Below are 17,502 nucleotides of genomic sequence, written 5' to 3'. Positions count from 1 at the left end.
CGCTAATTGGCATTAATAAATCAGCGAGTTAGCACAATAATTAACTCACTTTTTATACGCACAGTATAGCTACTGTGCGTTTTATTTTCTGAGGGAGTCATTATTTATATGGGCTAATACTTGATAAGCTAAATTGGCTTTGCATGATCACATCGCCATCAATGCCTTTTAGCTGGAGTGAAATAGCTGGATCTGTTTGTTGCCAATCAATGCTTAAATCACCGTAATTAACGTCATGTGTGAACTTCCCCACGCGGTGTTTATTAGGACTAACGTTTTTCCATTTTTCAGTAAGGCCTGAGCTGGTCATTTCAATCAGTGGATAATCAAGGTTTTGTTCATACCTTGATATCTCACCCCAATGTGTGTCACCACTGATAATTACCACGCCGTTTACTTTGTGTTTTTTAATTAACGCAAATAAACGGTTTCTATCCTCCGGAAAATTAGCCCATGACTCCCAGCCGGTAAAGTCAGGCAGTAACTGTAAGCTCGAAGCAATCAGTTTAATTGCAGCAGGCTTTTTAAGCTCTTGTTCAAGCCATTGCCACTGCGCCTCACCTAACATCGATGCGCCTTTTACTTCACTTGGGCTATAAGGCCCTTGATTATTCGCTTTACGCTCAGTCTTGTATTGTGTTTCACTAACGTGGTTAAGTGCATCGCGGTTCCAACGCAGATCAGGCATGATCACTTGTATCGTGTGCTCACCTTCACCATACATATACGAGGTATAAATCCCATCGGCACGTGTGCGACGCACTGAACCCGGTGGCTCTTGCCAAAAGTCGAGCATAATTTCCCGAGACTGTTCTTTATGTGGGTACTCTTTACCTGCATCATTTTGGCCAAAATCATGATCATCCCACATGGCAATAAGGGGAGTCTGTGCTTTTAACGTTTTAAAGCCGGGCTTAGCGCCTAAGCGCTGATATTTATCGGCAAGTACGCGCATATCGTTGGTGTCGCCGTAGATGTTATCACCCAAAAAGATAAACAAATCTGCCTGCTCTTTATTGATCGCGTCAAAAATCGGAATATCTTTATCTTGATGCCCACATGAGCCAAACAGTATTTTTTGTGGCGTTAGTTTTTGCGGTGTACTTAATACTGAAAAACTCGCAACAATGCTTACCAATGCGGCCGCTTTAATTAAATGCTTCATTTTAAAATCTCATTAATTGCATCCGCCATAGCGGGATTAAGCTGCTTAGGGTTTTCGCCAAGTACGGTTAAAATCGTTGCCGCAACTTGTGCTTGTTTGAGCTCTGTTGTTGTTTTTAATAAACCTTGCGGTTTAATATCTGGGCCAATTGCAGCTAACCAAATATGCTCAGAGCCAATAATTCCCTCAGGAAAAGCTTTACGACCTTGCTCCGATTTTGCCATTGCTTGTTTTGAACTATGATGCTGCCAATCATTAGCGTTACTGCCACGGCCATGATCCGTGGTGATAATAAGCGTTGTGTTATTTTTATAGCCAGGTGTAGTCTGAATGGTTTGCCATAAATCTTTGATAAAAGCGTCACTTTGTTTAGCCGACTGCAAATAGTGATCGTAATGACCATCATGGGCAAAATCATCGGTTTCACCTAAGCTGATCACTAATAACTTAGGCTTTTTTGCCAGCATATAAGCTTTGGCAAAACGATATGTAAAACTGTCTAAACGCACATTATGCCAAGGACTTGGGATCTCCTGTTGTAAAGCATTTAATAGTGGCGCATCGGCAAATAAGTCTGCCTCAATTGGCATAAAACCCGCATTTACATATACGTCGCTGCGTTTGGTATTAACAATAAACGGAAATACATCCCAACTACCAAATAAGGCGGTTTTATTTTTATAGTCAGCGCGTTGCTCTAATCGCTCTAAAATAGTTTTATTTGGATTTGGCGTTTTATCATTACTGTTAATTGCCTCATCAACACTGCCAGTTAAGATCTCACTGTAGCCTGGGTATGAAAAATACCACGGGTTACTCACCGACATTGTTGAACCATTCTCTCTATCGCCAATTAACACACCGTGTTGAGCAATCGTATTGCTAATAAATGGCATTAACTGAGCTTGTCGGGCGTGTTTGTCATCGCGCCAAAACTGTTGTTTCAATTGCTCAGGCTGTTTAACAAAATCGGGATTTGCTAACAATTTTTGATCGGCGCCGTTAAATACCTCTTGCCAACGCACTCCATCAAGCGTCACAAGCACGACATTATCACTGGCTTTGACAATATGACTTACCATTAATGTACAGCCTATTACGGCCAGTTTAGCTATTGCTTTCATAGTATTCCTATCAATAAAAACCCATCAACAAGGATGGGTTTTGGTTATTATTTTTATAATTAGGGCTTAAAAATTAGCAGTAAATGTAAGTGCTGCAGTTCGTGGTGCACCAATAAAATAAGTGCTGCCATTACCTGTCCCACCCGCTAAATACTGTTTATCTGTTACGTTAGTGACAGCAAAAGCAATATCGATTGATTTAAATGGGCCGGCATTGACGTCTGCAGCATAACCGGCATTGATATCAAGCACGGTATAACCATCAACTTTATTACGTGTACGAGTTTGCTCATCTAAAAATGCACCTAAGCGTTCACCGGTATATTTAGCGGATATACCAAAGCGGAAGTCGCCACTGTAATAATCGGTCGAAAGCACAAACATATCGCTTGGTGAATCGATAACGTCATCGCCTTTTTTAAAGCTTGGCGGTAGCGCTTTTCCGTCTTCATCTTTGAGGATAACACCATCGGCATCGTAGGCACTTGGATCGTGCGATGCGTATTCAGAGCTGTTATTAGTGTATGAAGTATAAATATTCCATTCATTTGTAAGCATATAACTTGCTGATAGTTCAATACCTTGCGAGTCAATACCACCTACATTGATGTAAGAGCCATTTGTACCTATCGTATAATCAATCCCGCCGGTATCACTGCCAGGTGCGATAAAAGTAATACGGTTATCAAAGGCAATAGAATAAGCGGTCGCAGTTAGGCTCAAGCGGTCTGCTTTATAACGTACACCAAAGTCGATATTTTCAGCTGTTTCTGGTTCAATTTCTGTGAGTGTAGAACTATCACGCTCCAGCACTCCATCTTTAATTGCTGAGAAATTTTCACTAAAACTGGCAAATAACTCAGTACTGCTAGTTAGCTGGTACAAAGCACCTGCACTAAATAACACATCTGAATCACTGTTTATTTTATCAGAGCGTAGATCTGCAAAATGATCGTATTTTTGTAATTCAACTAAATACTGTTTAGCGCCAAGATTAACTGTAAAATCGCCTAGGCTGATAGAATCTTGTACGTACCACTTAAAGGTATCTGTTTCAAAAGTATTTTTATATTGCGTCCAGTATGGGGTGCTATCAAAGTGATGATACACGCGAGCGTCAATAACTTTATGCCAATCACGAGATTCGTCACGATCAGTTTGCTCAAGCCAAATACCTGCTTCAATATCGTGCATCCCTAAGGTTAATTTATAATCGGCGGTTAAACCTAAACGGTCCTTGTCATAGTGTGTATGGCGATATGACATTACCGGTATTGCGGAATCTGGGTAACACGCCGGATTCAACCCTGTGCCTGAATCCCATGGCCAACTGAGTGTATCCGTACAATTTGCATTAGGCGTTAATGGCTTACCTTGGCTATCTGCAAAACCATATGAGCCAGCATTTGTGCCGCCTTCGGTTGTTGGATTACCGTCTTTATCGACAGGTGATGTTAAATAAGGTGGGATCCAATCACCACGCCCTGAGTTTTTATGGTAATAAGGGCTGATTGTTAATAATGACGAAGGTGAGATTGCGTATTCAAACTTTACGTAACCTAACGCATTTTCACGCAATGTACCCCAACCTTCTGCAAACATTTGGTCAAAGTGTGGCACGCCAGTCCAATTCCAAGTTAGTTGATCCCAATCTGGTGTTTGCGCAAATTGCTGCAAGCTCACACTGTTATAGTTGGTCTCACTTACATCATCATACGATAAACGCCCTGTTACAGTCAGCGCATTAAAATTAGATACAAATTTAGCCTCAGCATGTTGATTATCTTTACCGCCATTACTGCCATCACCTATCCAGCGGCTAGTATTGGTTTGTGAATAACTCACATAAGCTTGCGTGTTATCAAAGAGAGTGCCAGTTTCATGCTTAAAATAATAACGGGTCGCATCATGGTCACCATTGGTGTAAGCAAATGTAGTTCCTCGCTCAAGGCTAGGATCTTTACTAACAAAATTAAACGTACCACCGAGTGCTTCAAGTGATGCTGAGGCGATATCTGAGGTACCTTGGCCCACTTCAACCGTGGCTAAGTTTTCGCTGTCTAGATAGCGATTAGCTTTTGCACCACCGCCATAATTAGAGCCGCCGTTTGGAATACCATCAACCGTCATACCTAACTGCTGCTGGTTACCATCGATACTAAAGCCGCGCATCGTAATAGTGGTAGACCAATCATCACCACCAAATGCATCACCTTCGTTAATACTAATTCCCGGTAGGTTATCCATCACCGATAATACACTTGATACCGAACTCTGCTGTTCAATCATTGATTGCTCAATCACACTATTTGCATAGCTCGTTGGTTTTGCCACGACCGTGACTTCTTCTATTTCGTTGGTATTTGCAAAGCTATTAGTTGAAAACGCTAAAGCGATTGCTAAGCTTAAAGTCGATCTTTTAGTAAAAGTACGCATTGTTGTCCCATTTGCAATTATTGTTTTGTATACGGGCAAAGTATGGAGGGAATATATGACAAAAAAGCTCGAAAAAATTGACGTAACAGTGACAAATATATTGATTATTTATGGCAACAATGCAGCTTAACCAATTAACATATAAAGATATTATAATTTAAATAACAGTCTATCGCGGTAATATTTGTAGGAAATAGAGAGGGAGTTAAATCAATACGAAAGAGTATTTTTCACAGTATTAGTAACGATTAAAAGGCAATATTGCTAATCGCAAATAAATACCTAAAACGAGTTTGCAATCAACATGCATGGCGTTAATGCAACCACCTACGGGCGTAGGTGGTTTAGTGACTAAAATAAATTACGTTTAAATTAGTTCAGCCAACATTTCATCACTATACGGAACCACTTCTTCAGCATTTTTGATTTTACTGATGTAATCTGGGTTTGCAATAAACGGGCGACCAATAGCAATTAAATCAAACTTATTGGCGTTAATAGCAGCTTTAGCCGTGTCAAAATCATAGCTACCAACACCCACTAAAGTACCTGAATAAGCCGCACGTAAAAATTCTGACGTCGTTTTATCTGCAAGGCTTGCAAAGCGCATGCTATCGTCAAAAATACCGCCATGTAAGTAAGCGAGTGCTCGGCTATTCAACTCGTTTAAGAGGTAATCAAATACCGCTTTATCGCGGCTATCTTCGCTCATATTAAAGTAAGCACCAGGAGATAAACGTAGCCCAGTTTTATCTGCGCCGATGACGTTAATTACCGCATCAACAACTTCAAGTGCAAAACGCGACATATTCTCTGGAGTTTGCCCGTATTCATCATCACGCTCATTGGCTGCATAATGTAAAAACTGATCGATTAAGTAACCATTCGCACCATGGATCTCAACGCCATCAAACCCAGCTTCAAGTGCATTCTCTGCAGCCTTTGCATAATCTGCAATTAATGACTTAATATCGGCAGTGGTTGCTGCTTTTGGGGTAATATAAGTAAGCTCACGCATACGTGGTACAGAGCCTTCAACACCAATCGCAGATGGGGCCAAAACGTCACCATCAAAAAAGTGCGGATGTGCAACACGGCCAACATGCCAAAGTTGTGCAAACATTTTACCGCCCTGCTCATGCACAGCATCGGTTACTTTTTTCCAGCCTTGAATTTGTGCGCTGGTAAATAAACCTGGCGTATTCGGGTAACCTTGCGCATCAGGGCGAATAATCGTGGCTTCACTAATTATTAAACCGGCTTCAGCACGGCGTGCGTAGTAATCAACCATCGCTTGGGTTGGCACTAAGTTATCGTCAGCCATACAACGCGTTAGCGGTGCCATAAGTATACGGTTTTGTAATTCAATCGTGTCATTAAGCTTAAACGGTTGCAGTAGATCAGTGGTCATTCTTATCAATCCTTATCTTGAGTGTACATTCAAGATAAGGGCGAACAATAAAACATTCAAGTCTATTTTTGAATATTTGTTCAAGATTAAGTAAACTAACCCCACATACACCTTATAAGTCAAATAGAATGCAACAGAGCGCCCTATGAGAATAGCCGAATTTGACCGTGAATTTGTACTTCGCCAAGCGATGCTGGCTTTTATGCAACACGGTTATGCTAAAACGAGTATGCAAAAATTAACGCAAGTTACAGCACTTCATCCGGGATCTTTATATGCTGCGTTTGGCAATAAAAAAGGTATTTTTTTAGCGGCTATTGAGCAATATCAGGCTGATCGAAATCAGCAATTTACGGCACTTTTTTGTCAACATAAACCCGTTTTACCAAGCCTACGCCAATACTTAGACTCAATAGTCAACGAGTGCATCAGTGGTGATGCGATGAAAGTATGTTTACTGACTAAAAGTATTAGTGAAGTTGAAGGGCAAGATTCACAGATCAGCCACGTACTGATGACAAATTTAAATGCCTACGAAAACGCCCTCGCCGAACAATTTGAGCGCGCGATAAAAGAAGGTGAAATCCCAAACACACGCACAGCTGAGCACCTAGCTCGTTTTTTAGCAATGGGCCTTTACGGCTTGCGAACCTATGCACTGACTAACCGCTGCGAACAAGATCTAAGCCAACTCGCCGACGATTTATACCACGCAATATGTAATTAATTTTTAACTAATCGACATTTTGTCATATTAGTCAATATACTATACCTAAGCCATTCTAGAGAGAGTCTATTAATGAGTAATGCAACTGCAACCGCATCTGAAAAATTCGAGACAATCTTAAATTTAGGAGCCAAAAAAAGATTGGCTTTTATGTTTGAGACCGTCCAAGAGTTCAAACAAGTGTGGATATTAAATGACGACGATGGCTGTGTTATGCTCGCCAACGAAGATGATGATTGTGTACCGGTATGGCCTGAACGTATTTATGCCGAGGCATGGGCGACCGGTGAGTGGGAAAATTGCACAGCTAAAGCAATTCCATTGAAAGATTGGACAACCCGATGGACACCCGGTCTTGAACAAGATGACTTACTTATCGCCGTTTTTCCAACTGAAGAAGACGACGGCACAATTTTATTTCCTGATGAATTTGATTCACAACTAAAAGCACCTAAAAAGCGTTACTAATTACACTTCGCTATAATTGAGTCGCAGACGTGTTGTTCTGCGACTTATCCACGCAAACTTTAAATTTTTTACGCGTAACGCTTTAAGACAAAGATACAAAATTAATACCTATAAAAATTAAAATATAACGGCAATAATGTCGCTTTTAGCGATAATTAATTTATGCTTATTCACACTGATCAGTGAAATAAACACAGCTCCCACTGCAAAAACTTTGGCATTAGTTGACTTCAACACGCCCCTTACTCTTTGGACTTTATAATGGTACGACAAGGTATTTTAATATTACTACTGCTAACGTTTATTAATAGTGGCTATGCCACAGAGCAAATTGACTCACTAGAATCTACACTCAGTGAAATAAAACAGCTCAAAAGCGATGGTGAATCCGCACAAGCTTATCAACAATTAAGGACAACATATTCCTCGGCACAATCAACCACACAACAAGCTGAGTTAATGGTTGTTTGGCTTGCATTTATAAATGAAGACAAGAACTGGCATGAATTCGACTTGCTCAAAGACGATGTCTCACAATTACTCGTTAGCGAAGTCGATATAGAAACTAAATACGCACTTTATGACAACCTCGGACTAATGAAATATCGCTTAGGTAAGTTTGCCGAAGCCGATTCTTATTTATCAAAAGCGGTGTCTTTTGCTGATGACACACAGCTTGCTACGAGTATGACTTACTATTTGTATGGAATTAACTCTGTTAGACAAGGAAAAATGGTAGATGGACTCGATAAAATCTTACATGCTCACGATTTACAAATAAACATTCAAGGATATGCTTCACCGAAGATATTAATTGGTTTAGGGTTTACCAATTATTATATGAAAAACTACGACAAAGCGATTGAATACACTCAACAGGCAATAGCAGCATACCCTGAAAATGACATACTGCTCACTGAGCTGTATGCAAACTTAGCTGCAATGTACGTTGATAAAGCCCAATACCAAGAGGCATTAATTGCCATTAATCAAGCCGAAAAAGTAGCCCACTTTCATAATATATTTGACCGAGTTCCTATAATTATTAATAAAGGCACTATTTATGCTGAGCTAAATGAGCACCAAAAAGCCATTGATTATTATTTAAAAGCGTTAGATATTGTAAATAAAAACAGTGATTTAATACATAAGCCTACCGTTTTAAGTAATCTGGCACAAAGCAATCAAAGTTTAGGTAATTATAAACTTGCTGCCGACTATTTTGAGCAAGCCCTCGCTATATTTTCAAGCGAGAGTCAACTTATCAAACGTTTAGAAAACTATCCGCCAATGATCGAAAATTATCAATCATTAGGAAATTACCAACGCGCATTAGAACTTATGATTGAATACAAAGAATTAGATGATGAAAGTACCTCATTAGCTGCAAAAGAAAAATTTGATCAATCACAAGCAGCCTATGATATTGCCTCTAAAGAAAAGTCATTAATCGAAGCTAAACTAGCGCAAACAAGCAATGAAAATGCAATTCTACGACTCTATGGGATCGTTGCCTTCAGTCTTTTAATTATCCTATTTATTTATATTGCCTATAGACTAAAACACTCTGCCTACCTGCAAGTTAAAGAGCTTGCGTTGCGCGATCAGCTCACGGGACTATTTAATCGCCGCGCATTGCACGATATCTTTGAATTAGAAATGAGCCGGGTTAATCGCAATAAAAAAACTTTTAGTATTATTTTGCTGGATATAGATCATTTTAAAGTACTCAACGACACCTATGGACATGACTATGGTGACATTGTATTGCAAAAAGTGGCTAGCGCATTGCAAGATTCAATTAGAAGTATGGATAAAGTTGCTCGCTGGGGAGGTGAAGAATTTCTGGTGTTTTTACCTGAAACCAATAAAGAGCAAGCATCGCATCTTGCAGAAAAGTTACGCTTAGCCGTAAGTAACATTGAATTGACTTACCAAGATAAGCTACTTCAGGTCACTGTTTCTTTAGGTGTCTGTGAATATAATCAACAAGGTGAATATAAAGACATGGTTAAACAAGCAGATCTTGGTCTTTATAAAGCTAAAGAAACAGGGCGGAATAAAGTCGTCTGTCTCAGTTAAACTAACAAATGTTCTTGCGCGCAACTATCTTCATTATCATGTAATTGAATGTAGTTGCTCACTAAGCATATAGTTTACTAATAAAGCGATGTTATTTCCTCGCATTAAGGCTGCTCTGTTGACCTAAAAATAGCAATGGCACACTGTTTTATTGCGCTTGCTCAAAAAAATTACGACATAGTTTGCTAAACTAACCTAATAACCTATTAGATTAAGTGTGCTAGCACAACGCTGAGATTTACTCTGGGCACATTTACAGAAACAGTTGGACAAATACGTGATATTTAATTCTAAGTATAAAAAAGAAATTGCAAAACTAAAAAATGAAATTGTAGATATTCGTAACCAAAATGAAGCACTGCATGATGAACTGGAACAAGTTAAGAATGCTAAAAGTCAGTTAGTAGCGCAAATAAATCAAACTGATAAAACTGCCAAACAACAAGACGAATTAAACCGCTTGTGGCTACAGTCTTCAATTTTAATAGAGCAAATCAGGGAGAGCCTAGCAGCAAATTCAAGTGAACTTGTAATGCAGAGAGATGGCTTTCAATCATCACAGCAATTGCTTGATAACATTATTGTAATGCTATCCACCACTTTGCAATCAACTTCTGTGATATCCAGAGACACTAAAACAGCCTCTGAATCTGTAAAGCAATTACAAACAGTCACAGCAGGGATTAATGACTTTGTAAACATTATCAAAGGCATCTCTGACCAAACTAACTTACTAGCCCTTAATGCTGCTATTGAGGCCGCCAGAGCTGGAGAACAAGGTAGAGGCTTTGCCGTAGTTGCAGATGAAGTTCGCACATTAGCACAACGCTCAGCTGATGCATCGAATGAAATTTCAGGCTTAATTGAACAAGTAAACCAACAAATGGACCACGTTGTTGGCAACATTACCGACGTCGGGAAACAAAGTAATGAGATCAGTGAAAGTTCAGCGGCTATCGAAGATACCGCTAATAAAATTGTTACGTTCTCACAAAACATGTATTCAGTTATTACCGACTCAACTGAAAACGCATTTATTCAGACGGTAAAAATGGATCATATCGTTTGGAAACTGGAAGTTTATAAGGTACTACTTGGTTTATCTGATAAAACCACAGATGAATTTGCCGATCACACAATGTGTCGTTTAGGTAAATGGTACTATAAAGGTGATGGTGCAGCTAAATACGCCTCCCATATTGAGTTTAAAAACTTAGAAGCCCCGCACGCCGAGATTCACAACCATGGCATACAAGCATTGCAAGCCTTTGCAGATGGCCATTCGGATAAAATGATTGATCATATATCGCAAATGGAAGCGGCGAGCTTTAAAGCCGTTGATTTATTAACTAACCTAGCAAACAAAATAACTAAATAACGGTCGTTTTAAGTTTAACTACAACTTTAGCGCTGCTCATTTTATATTTATTATTGATATTATGATGGATACTGAGCTTTGGAGTTATACCCACTACCTGCTTATTGATGGGTAAGGTTGCTTTATAGGCATTCTCTATGTTTTTTAAAACACGATAATGCCTTAACTATAGTAATATTTATTGGTTAAAGTCTAATCCTGCCAGGTCAGTGTTAACTTTTTGTAATACGTCATCATAGCCTTTTAGTACTTCTTCTTTATGGGTTAGATCCTGTTTGAGTTGTTCAACATTTGCTACTAGGTCTTTCGTTAAGCTCGGAATAAAACTGCTTTGCTCTTTCGCTAACTTTGCTACTATCTGATAAATACATTGTTTTAGCTCAACACTTATATCTTGCAATAATAAAGTGACGACCCGTGCCTGCTCAGTACGTAACTGAGCTATGTCATCGCCTTCAACTTGCTCAGCACTAAATTGTTGCCGAATAGTATTAATATGCGCATCGAGATCTAAACTAACTGCAGGTATAGTTATACGTTCAACGGCATTGTTTAACGGCATTAAAACCATTTCAGGGTCAAAGTCATCATCTGAAAAATCAAACACATCTCTAATTGATGCTTTTATATCCTGTTTAAACAGTCCTAATTGAATTGCGTTTTCACTTACATCATAAAGCGCTTTGCTAGTATCGACCACAAATGACTCAAGCTTACTCACAGCATCATGAACACTTGCATAGGTGTAATTAACGGTACGGTAATGAGGTGAGATGACTGTACGAGTTGAGCCATATGAAAAAGGGTTGTACCACGATGAATCACTAACCTCTCTTGATGTTGTATAGCTTTCTTCCCGCGAGCCTGATTGAGATTGTACTTGTTTTACCTGAATTGCATTTTGGTTTATGTCAGTTAGTAATCGCGTTAATGTTTTTTCAGCTTGAATACTGTATTTTTCAAAAACACTATTTACTTTAACTGTGCCAGCCTCTATGCGTTTAACAACTGCTTGTTGTTTTTTCGCTAAACTTTCAACATCGTCTTCAAGTAAGTTTTTACGTTTATAAGTTACGTCATCTGCAATTTGAACTAATTTTTGTTTAACCTCACGTTTTGAGCCTATTAAAAGATTATTAAAACGATCTGCCAATATTTGCTCTTTTTTTGCCTTAACAGTATCTAGCTTACTTGTTACTTTTGTGAAGTTAGACACTGCTGCAAATGTACTGGCATTAAACGTAAAGTCAGCAAACATGTCATTAAGCTGCTGACGCGAGTGCAACTCTTCTTCATTTAATGATTGCTCAGGCTTTATGGCTAAATCATAACAGCGAGATGAAATAAATATAGGCGGCAAAGTATTTTGTATATAGTGTGCTCATTAGATGTCTTTGGTTATTATTTTAAGTCACCTTAATTCTGCCCCAAATCAATTGGTTGCTCAATGGATATAATATTAATCCAATGACGCTACATAATAGATTGAAATTTGAGTCAGTTTTTAACGACAAAAACAGTCTGCTTTAATAAAATAAACCTAGTTAAAATTGGGTGTTAAATAGTCATCCGACCATTGAAAATACATGCTTATCACGCCATGCAACTTTATCTGATTTAAATTACCACAATCGATTGTTTAATTACTTTACCTGTCTTGGTATTCAAGTAACCGCGCAGTAAAATAGCCTCAATGACGCCGCTAGCATTACGACTAGTATTGTGCTTAATATATAATTGCGTATCGAAATCATCACCAAGTGTGACCTGTTGTGTTTCATACATCGGAAAAGCAAGGGTAAAGCGAGCAAATAAAACTTCAAATATCTCATTAATTTTTGCTACATCTGGGTTTTTGCCATTTACGACTTCATTTTTAGCATATTCCCATAGATTTCCGATATTCTTCTCTTGAATGCCACAAGCAATTAACCCACTAGGCGTTGTACTTTTAAAAATGCCACTTAAAGAACTTTTAGTTGCCTCTGATAACTTCTTGTAAATTACATCTACTTTTATATCTTCTGAGAAATTATCACAATACCACTGTACTTTCTTGTTAGCAGCATCTAATTCAGCTTGCAGACTAACCGTATCTTCATTTGATTTTTCAATATTGTTTTGAGCTGCTTTGAGAGTATTTCTTAGCACTTCAACCTCCTCTCGAGACTTCACTTCGTTAACCTGTATTTTTTCAGCCTCGACAACAACTTCACTTTGCGTTGCTTGGCTATCAACTCCAAAGAAAAGTACTTTTAAACGTCTTATAAGTTCTTCCATTTCATGCTTTTCCTCTATGAGTTTATTCATTTTCTGATTAAATTCATCACTTTCACATGGAAGCTCATCGTTTTCAGCTTTCAACTTATCATTAGCTTCATTTTGTACAAAACAAGAGTCACTTGGTAAGAGAGGTACTTTACTAACAGTATCATCAGCAAGTATTCTCCTTAGCCTTTCCTTCACTGCAGGGTCGTCAAGCATTTTTATAAATTCATCAACACTCATTTATTTCCCTCCCGTGACATTCTTATTCTCACGCTGAATTGCACGTGTTTTTTTTCTGAAAAAGCTTTGGATATTATCTTCCTCATTCTCTATTGCTACTTTTTCTGACTCTTCATCGGCCGCCTCTAGTATTGAGTATGAAGCAACACTTTCTAAATCTATTTTCAATTCAGGATATGAAATAACTTCTGTATCACGAATTCTATTTTCAAAAATTAATGTGTGAAGGGTCTCTATTTTCGTTACGAAACTTTCAGCAATATTAATAGTAGCATCAATCTCAAAGCCATTCTTATCGTCATTCAACACAATAAATGCAAGCTTTTCTCCAATATCATATTCTATTTTTGCCTTAAACAATGGCCAAAACTCTGTTCGCAAAAACTGTATTTCACCATTGCTACTAATAGGGACGAGTTCACCATCAATAATGCGACTTACATACATAACATCGTTTTTTGATCGGATAAAATAATCACTCATACAGTTAACCTTTTAAATCCATTACTTTATCTTCAATTTGTTCAATAGTAAGTTCTGGTTCCAACTTCTGATAAGCAGAAACTAATGCATCACTGTGTTTGTCACTTTCATCAATGCTCAATTCATTATTAATATAAAGTCCATAATCATCGGTTTTTAAATCATTATCTTTATAGGCTTTAATTGTGCCTATAATTTGGTCAGCGGCAAGTTCTTGCTTGGCAACTTCAGCCATAAATTCGGGCGTAACTGCACTATCTAATTTCTCATTAATACCTTTTAGCATGATCGATGCGCCAATAGCAGATCGAGCCAATAAATCCTTTTCGCCTAGCTTCCCAAATTTGTCTTTATCGATATTCACATTATGTCGAAGGTGATCAATGTACTCGTTTATCGAATCGAAGTGCTCGGGTTTTTTATCACTCATCATCGCTTTTTCACCGAGTTCCTCGAGATCTTCCTCGGGCTTTAAAATACCTAACGAAATAGCGACAGCTTTGATTGCATCACCAACTTTCCCTGCTAATTCCACACCTAAACTTACAACAGCCGTTGCAACACTTGCTACTGCGCTCCCTATTGACGAAACAGCACTACTAATTGCACTACAAGCGCTACTACAAATACTTCCCCATAACCCCATCATTTACTCCTAATTTAAGTTAGATATAAAATTTACTTGTTTTTTATCACTTCAAAATACCTTTCTTAAATGCTTCAAAATACCTACACGTCAATCTAGCTTTAGCATCTCTAATTAAATCATCTAAATACTGACTTAACCTCTCTTTTATGAACGTATAGTCCTCACTACTTACACTTCTGTAACAAGTAATTAAAATTACATTTAAAACAAATTCTTTTTTATATTCATGTAAAACATGGATCAAATTTTCATCTGCTAACTTACCTTGAACAGTTGTAAGCCAACACTCCACCACATTAGTTGTAATAAATTTTTCGACTATATCATTAGAAGGTCTTTCACTAAAGAATTCCAAACCTTGAATCAAACCACGCTTATAATTTTTTCCATAATAACTTAGCGCAATCTCACGAATCTCATCAGGACTTACGTCTTCTTCAGTTGTTGTACTGATTAACTCTTTAATTTGCACCTGTAACGGCTTGTTAATGCCTGTTGTAGATAGAATAACTCGGCCAGGCTCAAGGTTAGATAAGAAATCTTTCTGCTCATCATTAAGGGCCATAGTGTTACCCACCGCTTCTTTATCATCTTTGGCAAATAACTTATGGATAATTTTTGTATTGGTATTTTTTAATACTTCAGGGGTCAACTTATTGGGAATTTGATCCACAATAATCAGTGCTTCACCATACTTACGTACCTCTGCTAACATATCTGCAAAAGCTTCAACACCTTGCTTTTTATTTTGGCTATCACCCGGTTCGTATTTTGATAATAGGCGGTGTGCTTCTTCTATTAGTGTAATATGTTTAAATTTATCCCCACGCTTCCTAAAATCCTCATAATTTGCACGAATAGCTTCGTTTAAGTTAGTTAAAATAAAGCCCATGATCAGCGATTTTTCACTTGGATTTCGAATTTCTTCCAGTTCTAAAATGACATTTTTTGTTGCCAAATCTTTAAAATCAATTGATCTGGCAGTATCAAGCATTAATCCTTTGGCCCCAATTAACAAACCTTGTAAGCGTGCTTTAATAGAGCCTATATAATCTTGTTTTAATCTATCATCGAATCCCTGTTCTTCTACAACTTTTTCAGTCATTTTAATCAAATCAGTTAATGTAGGAAAAGCATAAACACCATCTGCGAACGGGTTTTCGTATAACTTGTTTTTTGAAGTAGCTATATTCCAGCCTTTCACCTCGTAACATTGATATATCGCAGCTTCGATCAACTGTGGTATAGCTGCTTCCATATCGAAAGCAGACTCAATGCTCGCTTTAATCATATCTACACGAGAGGTAATATTTTCATGTGGGAAGAATTCAAATGGGTTTAATCTAAAGGGCGCCACACTATCATTGCCAAGTGTGAATATAAGAATTTCTTTATTTTTTTTGGTGAGAACTCGATACTCTGTTTTAGCGGGTTCAATGACTAAAAATGGCATTTTAGATGACTCTAATAAGCGCTGACATGTAGTTGTTTTACCACTGCCAGTCACTCCTGCGATGAAGGTATGTTTATCTAGATCATTCTTATCAATGTGAACATCAATCGTTAATGGCAACCCACTTTTCACTAGGCTACCTAAAAATAGTTTATTCTCTTCGGCAGTCTTTTGGTTCACATTCAGACCAAATTCCACCTCTTCTTTAAGAGTTAAACCTACTACCTCTTTTTGAGGTAAACCAGCTACTACGCTTAACTCGTTGGTAGAAAGCCAACTCCCTAACATACCGTCAAATGGGCTTTTTGAAAGCAAAAGATTAAGTTGTTTATCACTACTTTCTGTCGATTCAATCTGTTTTTTACCCGTGTTTTTCAACTTAGGAAACTGAAAGTTTTGAATGGACTGTATCTCTTGTGCATCTGATACTTCTTTAAATGTTAATGGTGACTTATTTATTTCCCCACCAGCAAACAAAGCACGAGCGGTATTACCGAGTTTTAAAACCGCACCTTTGGAGCTTGAGAAGAGGTAAATATTAGCAAGGTATAAACCTTTATTTTTACCATACTGAACTCTTTTTAATAGCACTTCATCAATATAAGTTAGCCACTCTTGAACATTTTTATCGCTAAACTCGCGTGTACTACTGTTTGAGTTACCCGTTTGCTCAGAGGAATTAGTGCCTATATTATTGCCGGTGGCATTGGAGATAGATGTCCCTTTAGTTTTAGCCTCAGAGCGTCCTGATGAAGTGCCTTCTGTGCGGCTTTTGCTAGATCCTTTATTACTGCCACTGCTTGAACCACTACTGCTTGTACCTTCACTTGTTCCTTTAGTGATACTATCACTGTTTCCTGTATTGGTAGTGATATTCAAGCTATCACTAGTGCCCGTTGTTTTAGAACTGTTAGTTCCTTCGCTTTTCCCCGTCGTTTGCGACTTGTTTTCTCCCGTTTGGATGCTCTGTTTTGAGAGAGGAGCTAACTTATCGTAAATAGTATGTAACTGGTTTTCAATGGTTATTATTTCGGGTAGCGATAAAGGATCTGCCACTATCGCTAAACAGAACTCGTCGCCACTCATCACATCAACTAAACGATCAACGCCCTGAAACTCTTCATTATCCTCATTAACACTAGGTACTCCTTCGAGTTTGCCAACATTTTTGAAATTAGTTAATGCCTCTTTCACCGCCATACGCTGTTTTTTATCCAGTTTTTCAACAACACTGCCCCTAAAGTTACCCTCTAAGGCAGGTTTTAAAATAGCCTGGCCGATATCATCAACATCGAGTGCTAACGCTTTGTTATACTGCTTATCTTTTGCGATACCAAAATAAAATGAAATACCATTTTTATCGCCGATTAACAGATAAACAAATATGATTCCTTCAATACTTAATGAGTTTAAAACATTTTCAAAAGCCTCTTTTCGAGGAGAGTCATCATCAAAAGTAAGCTCTTTAATATGGTAAAGAGAAAATTCATAATTAGATAACAGCTCTGTTTTTTGAAGTGCTGATGACATAACAGTTTGTGAATCAATGTTTTTTAGTTGTTCAATCAATGACTTTTTCATGCTTTATCTTATTTCGAATCCAAAGGTTTTAACAATT

The 17,502-nt window shown here is 38.0% G+C and carries 13 protein-coding genes; 4 read left to right on the top strand and 9 right to left on the bottom strand.

Going from position 1 to position 17,502, the window contains the following annotated elements; genetic code table 11:
* Positions 1–100 precede the first annotated feature (100 nt).
* The 4 genes from H5154_RS03395 to H5154_RS03380 all read right to left on the bottom strand — a co-directional run bounded on the left by H5154_RS03395 (position 101) and on the right by H5154_RS03380 (position 6,136).
* On the bottom strand, positions 101–1,165 hold the full coding sequence (locus tag H5154_RS03395; protein ID WP_182717391.1) for an alkaline phosphatase D family protein: 1,065 nt from the start codon (positions 1,163–1,165) through the stop codon (positions 101–103).
* Positions 1,162–2,289, bottom strand: a complete 1,128-nt coding sequence (locus H5154_RS03390; protein ID WP_182717390.1) for an alkaline phosphatase family protein — start codon at positions 2,287–2,289, stop codon at positions 1,162–1,164. The genes H5154_RS03395 and H5154_RS03390 overlap by 4 nt, the downstream gene beginning before the upstream one ends.
* A gap of 66 nt (positions 2,290–2,355) precedes the next feature.
* Positions 2,356–4,725 carry a TonB-dependent receptor domain-containing protein gene (locus H5154_RS03385; RefSeq protein ID WP_182717389.1) on the bottom strand — a complete coding sequence of 790 codons (2,370 nt, stop codon included), beginning with the start codon at positions 4,723–4,725 and terminating at the stop codon, positions 2,356–2,358.
* Between the two features lie 367 nt (positions 4,726–5,092).
* On the bottom strand, positions 5,093–6,136 hold the full coding sequence (locus H5154_RS03380; RefSeq protein WP_182717388.1) for an alkene reductase: 1,044 nt from the start codon (positions 6,134–6,136) through the stop codon (positions 5,093–5,095).
* Between the two features lie 145 nt (positions 6,137–6,281).
* Here H5154_RS03380 and H5154_RS03375 point away from each other — a divergent pair, with 145 nt between their 5' ends.
* The 4 genes from H5154_RS03375 (at position 6,282) to H5154_RS24025 (ending at position 10,791) form a co-directional block, all read left to right on the top strand.
* On the top strand, positions 6,282–6,863 hold the full coding sequence (locus H5154_RS03375) for a TetR/AcrR family transcriptional regulator (protein WP_182717387.1): 582 nt from the start codon (positions 6,282–6,284) through the stop codon (positions 6,861–6,863).
* Between the two features lie 72 nt (positions 6,864–6,935).
* Positions 6,936–7,331: a DUF2750 domain-containing protein gene (locus H5154_RS03370; RefSeq protein ID WP_145233101.1), complete on the top strand. Its 396-nt coding sequence runs from the start codon at positions 6,936–6,938 to the stop codon at positions 7,329–7,331.
* 261 nt (positions 7,332–7,592) lie between these two features.
* On the top strand, positions 7,593–9,413 hold the full coding sequence (locus H5154_RS03365; RefSeq protein ID WP_182717386.1) for a tetratricopeptide repeat-containing diguanylate cyclase: 1,821 nt from the start codon (positions 7,593–7,595) through the stop codon (positions 9,411–9,413).
* Between the two features lie 277 nt (positions 9,414–9,690).
* Entirely contained in the window at positions 9,691–10,791 is a 1,101-nt protein-coding gene (locus tag H5154_RS24025; protein WP_310736602.1) for a methyl-accepting chemotaxis protein, read from the top strand.
* A gap of 178 nt (positions 10,792–10,969) precedes the next feature.
* On the opposite strand, the gene H5154_RS03355 is transcribed toward H5154_RS24025, so the two are convergent.
* The 5 genes from H5154_RS03355 to H5154_RS03335 all read right to left on the bottom strand — a co-directional run bounded on the left by H5154_RS03355 (position 10,970) and on the right by H5154_RS03335 (position 17,465).
* A complete protein-coding gene (locus H5154_RS03355) occupies positions 10,970–12,151 on the bottom strand; it encodes a hypothetical protein (RefSeq protein ID WP_182717385.1) in 1,182 nt (393 codons plus the stop codon).
* A gap of 257 nt (positions 12,152–12,408) precedes the next feature.
* Entirely contained in the window at positions 12,409–13,299 is an 891-nt protein-coding gene (locus tag H5154_RS03350; protein ID WP_182717384.1) for a hypothetical protein, read from the bottom strand.
* Positions 13,300–13,782, bottom strand: coding sequence for a hypothetical protein (locus H5154_RS03345; RefSeq protein WP_182717383.1), 483 nt, complete (start codon positions 13,780–13,782; stop codon positions 13,300–13,302).
* A gap of 4 nt (positions 13,783–13,786) precedes the next feature.
* Positions 13,787–14,431, bottom strand: coding sequence for a hypothetical protein (locus H5154_RS03340; RefSeq protein ID WP_220493359.1), 645 nt, complete (start codon positions 14,429–14,431; stop codon positions 13,787–13,789).
* Between the two features lie 43 nt (positions 14,432–14,474).
* Positions 14,475–17,465, bottom strand: a complete 2,991-nt coding sequence (locus H5154_RS03335; protein ID WP_182717382.1) for an ATP-binding protein — start codon at positions 17,463–17,465, stop codon at positions 14,475–14,477.
* Positions 17,466–17,502 lie beyond the last annotated feature (37 nt).

Origin of the sequence: Pseudoalteromonas sp. SR44-5, from assembly GCF_014163675.1 — a bacterium.
GTDB lineage: Bacteria > Pseudomonadota > Gammaproteobacteria > Enterobacterales > Alteromonadaceae > Pseudoalteromonas > Pseudoalteromonas rhizosphaerae.
This window is presented reverse-complemented; position numbering and strand designations above follow the sequence as displayed.

What these genes read in the sequence shown, in the direction of transcription:
- H5154_RS03395 (WP_182717391.1), bottom strand. Translation starts at nt 1,165, where the DNA reads ATGAAGCATTTAATTAAAGCGGCCGCATTGGTAAGCATTGTTGCGAGT.
- H5154_RS03390 (WP_182717390.1), bottom strand. Translation starts at nt 2,289, where the DNA reads ATGAAAGCAATAGCTAAACTGGCCGTAATAGGCTGTACATTAATGGTA.
- H5154_RS03385 (WP_182717389.1), bottom strand. Translation starts at nt 4,725, where the DNA reads ATGCGTACTTTTACTAAAAGATCGACTTTAAGCTTAGCAATCGCTTTA.
- H5154_RS03380 (WP_182717388.1), bottom strand. Translation starts at nt 6,136, where the DNA reads ATGACCACTGATCTACTGCAACCGTTTAAGCTTAATGACACGATTGAA.
- H5154_RS03375 (WP_182717387.1), top strand. Translation starts at nt 6,282, where the DNA reads ATGAGAATAGCCGAATTTGACCGTGAATTTGTACTTCGCCAAGCGATG.
- H5154_RS03370 (WP_145233101.1), top strand. Translation starts at nt 6,936, where the DNA reads ATGAGTAATGCAACTGCAACCGCATCTGAAAAATTCGAGACAATCTTA.
- H5154_RS03365 (WP_182717386.1), top strand. Translation starts at nt 7,593, where the DNA reads ATGGTACGACAAGGTATTTTAATATTACTACTGCTAACGTTTATTAAT.
- H5154_RS03350 (WP_182717384.1), bottom strand. Translation starts at nt 13,299, where the DNA reads ATGAGTGTTGATGAATTTATAAAAATGCTTGACGACCCTGCAGTGAAG.
- H5154_RS03345 (WP_182717383.1), bottom strand. Translation starts at nt 13,782, where the DNA reads ATGAGTGATTATTTTATCCGATCAAAAAACGATGTTATGTATGTAAGT.
- H5154_RS03340 (WP_220493359.1), bottom strand. Translation starts at nt 14,431, where the DNA reads ATGATGGGGTTATGGGGAAGTATTTGTAGTAGCGCTTGTAGTGCAATT.
- H5154_RS03335 (WP_182717382.1), bottom strand. Translation starts at nt 17,465, where the DNA reads ATGAAAAAGTCATTGATTGAACAACTAAAAAACATTGATTCACAAACT.